Below are 10,207 nucleotides of genomic sequence, written 5' to 3'. Positions count from 1 at the left end.
CGTGATTCAGAGCTTCGTTTTCATCATTGGACAGAATATCCTTCACGGCCATGTCGTGTTCCTACTGCAGTACGAAATTAGTGAAAAGCAACTGTTCGATGACCACTTTGCCGAGTTCTTTCTGCGCCACTTCCTGAACGCTGGCGGTGGCCTTCTGGCGCAACATCTCTTGGCCGACCGGCGTCGCCAGTGTGGCGAAATCCTGACCGGAGAAGAGCATCACCAGGTTGTTGCGGATAACCGGCATGTGCACTTTCAGCGCTTCCAGATCGGCCTGATTGCGCCCGAGCATGGTGATGCTCACCTGCATGTAGCGCTGACGGCCGTTCTGGTTGTAGTTGGCAACGAAGGCCGGCGCCATCGGTTCGAAAATCGCCGGTTGTTTGCCGGTCGGGGCGGTTTCAGCCGCAGCCTCTGGTTTGCTCTGGGCACTGTGCATGAAGAACCAGGTCGCCCCCACGGATGCACCAATGGCCAACAGCAACGCGAGCACGATCATGATGATCAGCTTGAGTTTGCCTTTGGTTGCGGGGTCTTTTACTGCTGCAGCTTCGCTCTTCGCCATGCCAATAATCCGTCACTAATCAGGTTTTCACAGTCGCACGGCAAGGCAAGAGCAAGTGTTATGCCAGAAGTGTCGGTGTTGCGGAGAGAACGACAAAGTCAAAAGCACCCTCACCCCAGCCCTCTCCCGGAGGGAGAGGGGGCCGACCGAGGTGTCGGGCGTCAAACATCGACCTGAAAGACCGGGTCGATTACAGATTCACAGCAAAAACATCAGGTCGGCGAACTTCGCCAGCATCCCCCAATCAGTCCCCTCTCCCTCCGGGAGAGGGCTAGGGTGAGGGGCTTTTGATTGGTTCAGCGATCAATCAGGCGTAATAGTCGACGGCGCTGCTGCCGATGACGCTGGTGGTGTTGGCAGCAATCTCGGCCGCGCTGACCGGGGCTATTTCATCATCCGCAGAATCCAGACGACCACCCGCCGCGCTGGTACGACCGCTCTGCCCCTGCTGCGCCTGTTCCTGACCTTGCTGGCCCTGCCAGCCACGGCTCTGGTCGGACACATTAACGTCAACCTGGCCCATGCCCTGCTGCGTGAACATCTCGCGCAGGCGATGCATCTGGCTGTCGAGCGCCTCCCGCACGCTCGGATGCGCACTCATGAACGTCACCTGGGTCTGCTGATCCGGCACCAGATTCACGCGGATATCCAGGCGCCCCAACTCGGCCGGTTGCAGCTGAATATCCGCCGCCTTCAGATTGGCGCTGGACAGGTACATGACGCGGTTGACCACTTCTTCCGTCCAGCCGTTCTGATGCATGGCGATCGGCTGATTCACCGGCACGGCGTTCGCGGTTTTTGGTGTGGCAGCCTGCGTCAACGCGGCGAGGCGGTTGGCGAAATCATCAACGCGGGTATCGCTGGTCGCAGTCTTGAGGTCTTTGAGGCCGTCATCGATCAGGCCGCTGAACGCTTTGTCGCCGCCCTGACTGGTGCTGTCCTTGTCGGCTTGCACGTCGAGCATGCTGGCCATGCCAGCGGCGAAGTTCTGCGCCGAGGTCAATTCGCCGTCAGCCTGAGCCTGTGCCGAGGTGGTTTTCGGTTGCGCCTGACTGGCAGCGGAAATATGCCCGCCCTGCTCCATCGCCAAACGCACCGCCGGCATCGAATCGAGCGGATCGGCTGCCGGGTCGAAATCGCTATCGGTCGAGGCCGCCGGGTCTTTGACTGCTGGCAACACGGCGACTGCTGGTGTTTCGGCTTCAGGTTGCGCCGGTGCAGCGGCAACCGGGGCTGGCACCACAGGCGCAGCCACCGGTTGCACGGCGACGGCCAAGGCCGGATCAAGCGCAGGATCAGTCACGCTGGCGTCGGCAACCGGCGTTTGCGCAGGATCGGTAGTGTCATCGCTGGCAGCGGCGTCATCGGCCGCCGCGGATTTGTCAGCAGGCAAGGCATTGCCGCTATCGGCAACCGCCGGAGCCGGGGCGGCAGATTGATCCTTGGCGAGGTCTTTCTTGCCAGCGCTGTCAGCGGCTTTGTCGCGCGCGGTTTTCGCCGGATTATCGGTGCTGACAACAGGCTTGTTCGCACCCTGATCGGCGAACACTTTGGCGAAGCTGGAGGCTTTATCTACGGGCTCTGCGGCCATCGCCGACGATTTGGCCGAGGCAGCTTGCGCCTTGGCCTGAGCGGCATTCTGAAGAAGGATATTGGGGGTCGCAGGCATGAAACGGTCTCCGCTGCACGGGGCTCGTAAGTACAGTTGAGAAAATTGATTGCAAGTGCCGGGCCAGTTTCGCCGAACGCTTGAGAAAAGCGTCCGGCGGCCGGTTCAATGAGTATGCGTGTGCTGCCGTTCGCTTTCGTAAACCGGGCGAACGCCATCAAATTCGAGGCTGATTTCAGCGACCAGTTTGACGATTTCAGCGGGGCTTTTGTGTCTGGCGTCCGACTCCAGTGCCTGGCACAACTCGGCCAGGCGAACAGCGCCCATGTTGCTCGCGCTGCCCTTCAAGCTGTGAGCGACCTCCGACAGCTTTTCGGCATCGGCGGTCGCTTGCAGCTCCTGCAAGCGACTTTCGGAATCCGTCAGGAAGGTATCCAGCAAATCCGGATAGTTCTCCTCCATGACGTCACGCAAAGTATCGAGTACGTCGCGATCCACATGTGGGTCAGTCACTTGTTCACTCCTTGATCAAGAATTGCGCGGATTATGCCTGAACCTCCCAGAAAAACTCCACGCGGGCACTACGACCTTCGTCCGACCAACTGGCGTTGCGCCCCAGTTGCCGCACCAGGCTGACCCCACGTCCCGACAAACGGACATTTTCCAGCGGCCGCTCCATCACCCGCGCCACATCAAAACCCTTGCCGCTGTCTTCAACGCGAATCACCAGACAACCGCCCTGCTCTTGCGGCGTGACCTGCAAATGCACGCGCACGTAGCCGTCCTGCAATGCTTCCAGCCGCGTGTTGCGTTGTTCGTAATAACGCGCGAACCCCGCCGCATCGCGCTTGAGACTGGAATCGAGACCGAGCACGCCGTGTTCCAGCGCATTGGAATACAACTCGGCGAGCACGCTGTACAACGCGCCGCTCTGCCCGCGCAGGCCATGCACTTCCAGCAGCAACTGCAACAGGTACGGCAAAGGGTTGAAGCGCTTGAGCGTGGCACCGCGAAACTCGAAACTCACCGACCAATCGAGCGGGCATGACTGGCCGCTGTCGGAATACACCGGCGCCGTTGGTTTGAGCTGCGCCGGCGCGAGCAGGCTGACTTCAACCATGCTGACATCGTCGCGCGCCTCGCCACGAAAATCCCGCAGCGCCTGCTCGATGTCCTCGAACAACCGGTCAGGCTCACGATTGGCGGCAAACACTTGCTGCAAGCGCTCGACACCGAACAGCTGATCATTGGCATCGCTGGTATCGATGACGCCGTCGGACAGCAGAAACACCCGATCATCGACGGCCATCGCATGCACTTCGGTGCTGTCATCAAAGGCCTGCGCGCTCAACACGCCGAGCGGTAAATGCCGTGCTTTCAGCGGAACCCGCTCACCCGTCGCGAGCCTGTGCAGATAACCATCGGGCATGCCGCCGTTCCACACTTCCACCGAGCGCCGCAGCGAACTCAGGCACAGCAACGTGGCGCAGCAGAACATGTCGACCGGCAGGATGCGTTTGAGCTTGGCGTTCATCTCGCGCAGGGTTTCCGCCAGGCCGTAACCCTTGGCGGTCATCCCGTAAAACACTTCGGCAAGCGGCATAGCGCCCACCGCTGCCGGCAACCCATGGCCGGTGAAATCACCGAGCAGCACATGCATGTCGCCCGCCGGCGTATACGCCGCCAGCAGCAGGTCGCCGTTGAACAGCGCGTAAGGCGATTGCAGGTAGCGAATGTTCGGCGCGCTGAGACAACCGGAGTGCGCGACCTTGTCGAACACCGCTTTGGCCACGCGCTGCTCGTTGAGCAGGTAATCGTGGTGTTTGGCGATCAGGTCGCGTTGCTGCAACACGGTGTCTTGCAGGCGGCGCAAGCGATCCATCGCCTTGATTTTGGCGGCAAGGATGATCTGGTTGTAGGGCTTCGCCAGAAAGTCGTCGCCGCCCGCCTCCAGACAACGCACCAGTGCTTCACTTTCGCTGAGCGAGGTCAGGAAGATGATCGGCACCAGCGTTTCGCCGGCCAGCAGTTTGATCTGCCGCGCCGCTTCGAAGCCGTCCATCACCGGCATCATTGCGTCCATCAGCACCAGTTGTGGCTGCTGCTGACGGAACAACTCGACCGCTTCGGCACCGTTGGCGGCCGCCAGCACTTCGTGGCCCTGACGGCGGACGATGGTCGACAGCAACAGGCGATCAGCGGCGCTGTCTTCGGCGATCAGGATGGTCAGCGGCTCTTGCGCCTGCATGGCCGTCACGTGATGTCGAAGAGTTTGTCGAAATTGGAGATGGCGAGGATTTTGCGCACGTCGGAGTTGGGGTTGACCACCCGGATGTCCGAATCATCACCGCCCGCGTGATCCCGCAGGAGCAGCAGCATCCCGAGCGCGGAACTGTCCAGATAAGTGGTCTCTTTCAGATCCAGCTCGTAGGAGTTTGGCTCGGGGTCGACCCGTTCATAGGAATTGCGAAATTCCTGATGTTTGCCGAAATCGAATCGGCCTTTGACCGAGATTCTGAGCTTTTTCCCATCCGGTGAGACTTCTGCAACGACTGACATTGACTGGCTTCCTTGTCATTGACGAACGTGTACAAGGTTTAGCATCTGACGGACCTCGGGGCAAGGAACAAGCAACGTCAAAAGATCGCAGCCTTCGGCAGCTCCTACAGGGATCGCGTGTAGGAGCTGCCGAAGGCTGCGATCTTTTGATCTTCTAAAAGGGTTCATGCCGTGGCAGGCGCTGCGACAATTCGTCGAGCAATTTCTGCTCGCGTTTGTCTTCAAGCCGCTGAGCTTCTTCGCGGTAGCGCTGCACCAGTTTGCGCAAGCCTTCGACCTTGGCAAACGCCTGTTGCCAGGCCTCGCGCGCCTTATCGAGATTGTTCTGGTGCCAGTTCAAACTCTGCCGCTGCTGATCAACAGCCGTATCGAGTTGCGCGAGAAACCCCTGAAAACCCAGCAACCACTGCCCGGTCACGCCGGTGCTGCCGCGCACGATCCACTGCTCGGAATAATCCAGACGAAAGGCATTAAGGTCGGCGAGCTTGCTTTCGGCCACCTTCACCTGGCCCTGAAAGTAACCGAGGCGCTGCACGGCGGTTTTCTCGGCTTTTTCAGCCATGTCCACCACCGGCGCCAGACGCGCGGCTCGACTGACGGCAGCCATGACCGGTTACCCGCCCGCCGCTGGGGCGAACAGGGTTTCCAGGTAGGCCTGGCTTTCGCCCATGTTGATTTTGTCGTTGAGCCCCTGACGCTGGTAGCGCACCAACTGCGGGTGCAGGGAGATCGCCAGATCGGTTTCGCGATCGCCACCGGCAACGTAGGCACCCACGCTGATCAAGTCGCGGCTCTGCTGATAGCGCGACCACAACTGCTTGAAATACTGCGCACGCTGCATGTGCTCAACCGAGACCACGGCCGGCATCACCCGGCTGATCGACGCTTCGATATCGATGGCCGGGTAATGACCTTCCTCAGCCAGACGCCGCGACAACACGATGTGGCCGTCGAGCACGCCTCGCGCCGAGTCGGCAATCGGATCCTGCTGGTCATCGCCTTCGGACAACACGGTGTAGAACGCGGTGATCGAACCCCCGCCCTTCTCCGCATTACCGGCGCGCTCCACCAGTTTCGGCAGCTTGGCGAACACCGACGGCGGATAACCCTTGGTCGCTGGCGGCTCGCCGATGGCCAGAGCGATTTCCCGCTGGGCCTGAGCGAAACGCGTCAGCGAATCCATCAGCAACAGGACGTTCTTGCCCTTGTCGCGGAAATACTCGGCGATGCGCGTGCAGTACATCGCCGCGCGCAGACGCATCAGCGGCGCATCGTCCGCCGGAGAGGCGACGACCACCGAGCGCTTGAGACCTTCTTCACCGAGGCTGTGCTCGATGAATTCCTTAACTTCTCGACCGCGCTCACCGATCAGCCCGACGACGATAATGTCGGCCTCAGTGAAGCGGGTCATCATGCCCAACAGCACGGATTTACCAACGCCAGTACCGGCGAACAGACCGAGACGCTGACCACGCCCCACCGTCAGCAAACCGTTGATGCAACGAATGCCGACGTCCAGCGGTTCGCTGATCGGGTCACGGTTGAGCGGGTTGATCGTCGGGCCGTCCATCGGCACCCAGTCTTCGGCTTTCATCCCGCCCTTGCCGTCCAGCGCACGACCGGCACCATCCAGCACGCGACCGAGCATGCTCATGCCCATCGGCAAACGTCCGGTGTCAGCGAGCGGCACCACGCGGGCGCCCGGGGCGATGCCGGCGACACTGCCGACCGGCATCAGAAAAACTTTGCTGCCGGAGAAACCCATGACTTCCGCTTCCACCTGCGAGGGGTGATAGCTGTCGTCGTTTATCACCAGGCAGCGCGTGCCCATGGCGGCACGCAGGCCTTCGGCTTCGAGGGTGAGGCCGACCATGCGCAGCAGGCGACCTTCAAGAATCGGCGCCCCGGCAATTTCGACGGCCTCGGCATAGCTGCCCAGGCGCTTGGCGAAACTGGTGCGTTCAAGGCGCATCGGGGGCGTCCGCAAGCGGCTCTTCAGCAGTGGCCGCCGGTTTTACGTCTTCAGGAATGTCCAGGCTCAGATCCGCGTCTGCCGGGTGCAACGCCTGTTCGTGCAACTGATCGAACAGCTTGGCCATGACCTGACCAACGCGGGTTTCGATGCTCGCATCGATGCGACTGTGTGCGGTTTCGACCCGGCAACCGCCCGGCAGCAGCGCTTCGTCTTCAACGATGCGCCAGGTTTCTTCATGACGTTCGCGCAAGGCTTTGGCCTGCTCGAAGTCCTGCGGATTGACGTACAGACGCACGTTGTCGACGCCCAGCGGCAACAGCTTGAGGGCGTCGCGCATGACGTGTTCGATCTGAGTCGAATCGATGGCCAGTTCGCGCTGGATCACCTGTTTGGTGATGTGTTGCACAAGGTCGACCAGCGACTTTTCGATCTGCGTATCCTGCTCGGCGATCGGCTCGAACAGGTTGGCCATCAACTGCTCAAGGCTGGCGAGTTTCGCCGCCAGAGCGACCTCGGCTTCCTGACGCACCTTGAGGGTGGCGCTGTGGAAACCTTCCTTTTCGCCAATGGCAAAGCCCTCGTTGTAAGCCTCCTGACGGATGCTTTCGAGTTCTTCCAGGGTCAGTGGCTGGACTTCGTCCAGCGGCACTTCTTCCATTTCCGGCGGTTCAGGCTCGGGCTCCGGCTCGGGTTCCGGTTTTGGCGGGTCGAAGCTCGGCAGCGCCCAGGATTCGAAACCACGAACATCGCGGGCGCGGATCAGATCCGTCACAGACTCGTCATGCTTGTCCATGGGCTTAGATCATTTCCTCGCCGCCCTTGCCACCGAGGACGATTTCTCCGGCTTCGGCCATACGGCGGGCGATGGTGAGGATTTCCTTCTGCGCGGTTTCGACGTCGCTGACGCGCACCGGGCCCTTCGCTTCGAGGTCGTCGCGCAGCAGTTCGGCGGCACGCTTGGACATGTTCTTGAAGATCTTCTCTTTGACGCCTTCGTCCGAACCCTTGAGGGCCAGCACCAGCACGTCGGAAGACACTTCGCGCAGCAACGCCTGAATGCCACGGTCGTCGACATCGGCGAGGTTGTTGAACACGAACATGAGGTCTTCGATCTGACCGGACAGGTCTTCGTCGACTTCGCGGATCGAGTCCATGAGCTGGCCTTCGATCGAGCTGTCGAGGAAGTTCATGATGTCCGCCGCACGCTTGATGCCACCCAGGGTGGTGCGCGAGGCATTCGAGTTGCCGGAGAACTGCTTCTCGAGAATCTGGTTCAGCTCTTTCAATGCCGCTGGCTGCACGGTGTTCAACGACGACACGCGCAGGATGATGTCCAGACGCACTTTGTGGTCAAAGTTGCCGAGCACTTCACCGGCCTGATCGGGGTCGAGGTAGGCCACCACGATCGCTTGAATCTGCGGGTGTTCGTAGCGGATCACGTCAGCAACGGCGCGCGGTTCCATCCATTTCAGGCTGTCGAGGCCGCTGGTGTTGCCACCGAGCAGGATGCGGTCGATCAGGCCGTTGGCCTTGTCTTCGCCCAATGCCTGGGTGAGCATTTTGCGCACGTAGTCGTCGGAGCCGACGCCGAGGCTGGTCTGGTCGCCGACGATGTCGACGAACTCGCTCATCACCTGCTCGACCTGCTCGCGATGGACGTTGCCCATCTGCGCCATGGCCACGCCGACCCGCTGAACCTCTTTCGGGCCCATGTGGCGCAACACTTGTGCGGCATCGGTCGAACCCAGGGACAGCAGCAGAATCGCGGCTTTGTCGACCTTGTTCAGTTTGACGCTGGCGGCTCGGTTATCACTCATCTGCGTTAATCCACTCTTTCACGACCTGGGCCACGCGACCCGGGTCTTCTGCCACCAGACTCTTGATTGCATTCAGCTGCGCGTCATAACCCTCGCTCGGGCTAGGCAGCAGAATGGATTGCGGACCACCGAGGCTGACGCGGTCGTTGGCCAGTTCGCCATCCAGACCGCCCATGCCACCGAGCTCGACATCGCTGCCCAGCGCCAGCTCTTTGCTGCGACCGCCGTTGGTGATGTTGTTAAGCACCGGACGCAGCACGCCGAACACCAGCACGAGGATGAACAACACACCCAGCACTTGTTTGACGATGTCCCAGAACCATGGCTGAGAGTAGAACGGAATGTCGGCAATCACTTCACCGCGTTCAGCGGAGAACGGCATGTTGATCACGCTGACGCTGTCGCCACGGCTGGCGTCGAAACCGACGGCGTCCTGCACCAGACGAGTGAAGCGCGCCAATTCGTCGGCGGTCCACGGCGCGCGGGTGGTTTCACCGTTGGCCGCGTTGACCTTGACCTGATCGTCGACCACCACCGACACCGACAGACGATTCAGGCGACCCTGCTGCTGTTTGGTGTGGCTGATCGAACGGTCGAGCTCGAAGTTCTTGGTGGATTGTTGACGCTTGTCTGCCGGGTACGGCGCGAGCATTGGCTGGCCGGTGGCCGGATCCATGATCTGCTGACCGTTGGCATCCACCAGTGGCTGACCCGGTTGCACCATGGCAGCCGGCGCGGCGGCATTGGCGGTGGTCTGCGGTGCCGAGGCTGGCGACGGCGGCTGGTTGCTCAAGGCACCCGGCACACCTTGCGGGCCATTGCTGGCGGTGCGTTGTTCGTTGACCGACTGCTCGCTGCGCAACGCCGGTTGATCCGGGTTGAACTGCTCGGCGGTGGATTCGACGGCATTGAAATCGATGTCGGCCGAGACTTCAGCCTTGTAGCGATCGTTGCCCAAAACCGGTTGCAGAATGTTGTGTACGCGCTGGGTGAGCATGCTTTCCATGCGGCGGCTGTAATCGAACTGCTTGCCGGCCATGGTCATTTCGGAGTTTTCCGCCTGATCCGAGAGCAAGGTGCCCTTCTGGTCGACGACGGTGATCTGCGATTTGCTCAACTCGGGAACGGAAGTCGCCACCAGGTTGATGATCGCAATCACCTGACCCGGCTCCAGCGAACGACCGGAGTACAGCTCGACCAGAACCGAAGCGCTTGGCTTGCGTTCATCACGGACGAACACCGAGCTTTTCGGAATCGCCAGGTGCACGCGGGCACCCTTGACGTTGTTCAGGCTGGAAATGGTGCGTGCCAGTTCGCCTTCGAGGCCGCGACGATAACGGGTCGCTTCCATGAACTGGCTGGTGCCCAGACCCTGTTCCTTGTCGAGGATTTCGAAACCGATATTGCCGTCGCTGGGAGTGACACCAGCGGCAGCGAGTTTCATCCGCGCACGGGACAGGTCTTCGGCCTTGACCAGCAAGGCGCCAGAGTTCGGTTCGACGTTGTAAGGAATGTCAGCGGCGGCCAGGGTGTCCATGACCTGCTTGGCGTCCATGCCGGCAAGGCTGCCGTACAACGGACGGTAATCCGGCTGCTGCGACCACAGCACCACGGCAAAGCCAATCGCCACGCTCGCTGCCAGGCCGACCAACAGGCCCACCTGACGCAGCATGGTCATCTCG

The 10,207-nt window shown here is 60.9% G+C and carries 10 protein-coding genes; all 10 read right to left on the bottom strand.

Going from position 1 to position 10,207, the window contains the following annotated elements:
• Window positions 1-61: 61 nt before the first annotated feature.
• On the bottom strand, window positions 62-565 hold the full coding sequence (gene fliL, locus ACIP66_RS19535; RefSeq protein ID WP_053118371.1) for a flagellar basal body-associated protein FliL: 504 nt from the start codon (window positions 563-565) through the stop codon (window positions 62-64).
• Window positions 566-872: 307 nt separating this feature from the next.
• Entirely contained in the window at window positions 873-2,234 is a 1,362-nt protein-coding gene (locus ACIP66_RS19530; RefSeq protein ID WP_400650104.1) for a flagellar hook-length control protein FliK, read from the bottom strand.
• Window positions 2,235-2,339: 105 nt separating this feature from the next.
• Window positions 2,340-2,687 (bottom strand): Hpt domain-containing protein, encoded by a 348-nt coding sequence (locus tag ACIP66_RS19525; protein WP_053118368.1) that lies wholly within the window; start codon window positions 2,685-2,687, stop codon window positions 2,340-2,342.
• A 31-nt stretch (window positions 2,688-2,718) separates the two neighbouring features.
• Window positions 2,719-4,422, bottom strand: a complete 1,704-nt coding sequence (locus tag ACIP66_RS19520) for a SpoIIE family protein phosphatase (protein ID WP_400650101.1) — start codon at window positions 4,420-4,422, stop codon at window positions 2,719-2,721.
• A 5-nt stretch (window positions 4,423-4,427) separates the two neighbouring features.
• Window positions 4,428-4,733: an STAS domain-containing protein gene (locus ACIP66_RS19515; RefSeq protein ID WP_159812646.1), complete on the bottom strand. Its 306-nt coding sequence runs from the start codon at window positions 4,731-4,733 to the stop codon at window positions 4,428-4,430.
• A 154-nt stretch (window positions 4,734-4,887) separates the two neighbouring features.
• Complete coding sequence (fliJ, locus tag ACIP66_RS19510; RefSeq protein ID WP_053118362.1) at window positions 4,888-5,340, bottom strand: flagellar export protein FliJ; 453 nt, start codon at window positions 5,338-5,340, stop codon at window positions 4,888-4,890.
• A 6-nt stretch (window positions 5,341-5,346) separates the two neighbouring features.
• Window positions 5,347-6,705 carry a flagellar protein export ATPase FliI gene (gene fliI, locus ACIP66_RS19505; RefSeq protein WP_053118360.1) on the bottom strand — a complete coding sequence of 453 codons (1,359 nt, stop codon included), beginning with the start codon at window positions 6,703-6,705 and terminating at the stop codon, window positions 5,347-5,349.
• The gene (gene fliH / locus ACIP66_RS19500) at window positions 6,695-7,501 is read right to left on the bottom strand and encodes a flagellar assembly protein FliH (protein ID WP_400650096.1); all 807 of its coding nucleotides are present in this window, start codon (window positions 7,499-7,501) and stop codon (window positions 6,695-6,697) included. Before fliH ends, fliI begins: the two co-directional genes overlap by 11 nt.
• A gap of 4 nt (window positions 7,502-7,505) precedes the next feature.
• Complete coding sequence (gene fliG / locus ACIP66_RS19495) at window positions 7,506-8,525, bottom strand: flagellar motor switch protein FliG (protein ID WP_053118356.1); 1,020 nt, start codon at window positions 8,523-8,525, stop codon at window positions 7,506-7,508.
• Window positions 8,518-10,207 (bottom strand): flagellar basal-body MS-ring/collar protein FliF (fliF, locus tag ACIP66_RS19490; RefSeq protein ID WP_400650093.1); only part of this gene is annotated, 1,690 nt, incomplete at its 5' end. The genes fliG and fliF, both read right to left, overlap by 8 nt.

It is taken from the genome of Pseudomonas sp. NPDC088429, from assembly GCF_044753305.1.
Classification (GTDB): domain Bacteria; phylum Pseudomonadota; class Gammaproteobacteria; order Pseudomonadales; family Pseudomonadaceae; genus Aquipseudomonas; species Aquipseudomonas rustica.
This window is presented reverse-complemented; position numbering and strand designations above follow the sequence as displayed.

Bases quoted from the DNA above. Each gene is read 5' to 3' on its own strand.
- fliL (WP_053118371.1), bottom strand. From the start codon at position 565: ATGGCGAAGAGCGAAGCTGCAGCAGTAAAAGACCCCGCAACCAAAGGC.
- ACIP66_RS19530 (WP_400650104.1), bottom strand. From the start codon at position 2,234: ATGCCTGCGACCCCCAATATCCTTCTTCAGAATGCCGCTCAGGCCAAG.
- ACIP66_RS19520 (WP_400650101.1), bottom strand. From the start codon at position 4,422: ATGCAGGCGCAAGAGCCGCTGACCATCCTGATCGCCGAAGACAGCGCC.
- ACIP66_RS19515 (WP_159812646.1), bottom strand. From the start codon at position 4,733: ATGTCAGTCGTTGCAGAAGTCTCACCGGATGGGAAAAAGCTCAGAATC.
- fliJ (WP_053118362.1), bottom strand. From the start codon at position 5,340: ATGGCTGCCGTCAGTCGAGCCGCGCGTCTGGCGCCGGTGGTGGACATG.
- fliI (WP_053118360.1), bottom strand. From the start codon at position 6,705: ATGCGCCTTGAACGCACCAGTTTCGCCAAGCGCCTGGGCAGCTATGCC.
- fliH (WP_400650096.1), bottom strand. From the start codon at position 7,501: ATGGACAAGCATGACGAGTCTGTGACGGATCTGATCCGCGCCCGCGAT.
- fliG (WP_053118356.1), bottom strand. From the start codon at position 8,525: ATGAGTGATAACCGAGCCGCCAGCGTCAAACTGAACAAGGTCGACAAA.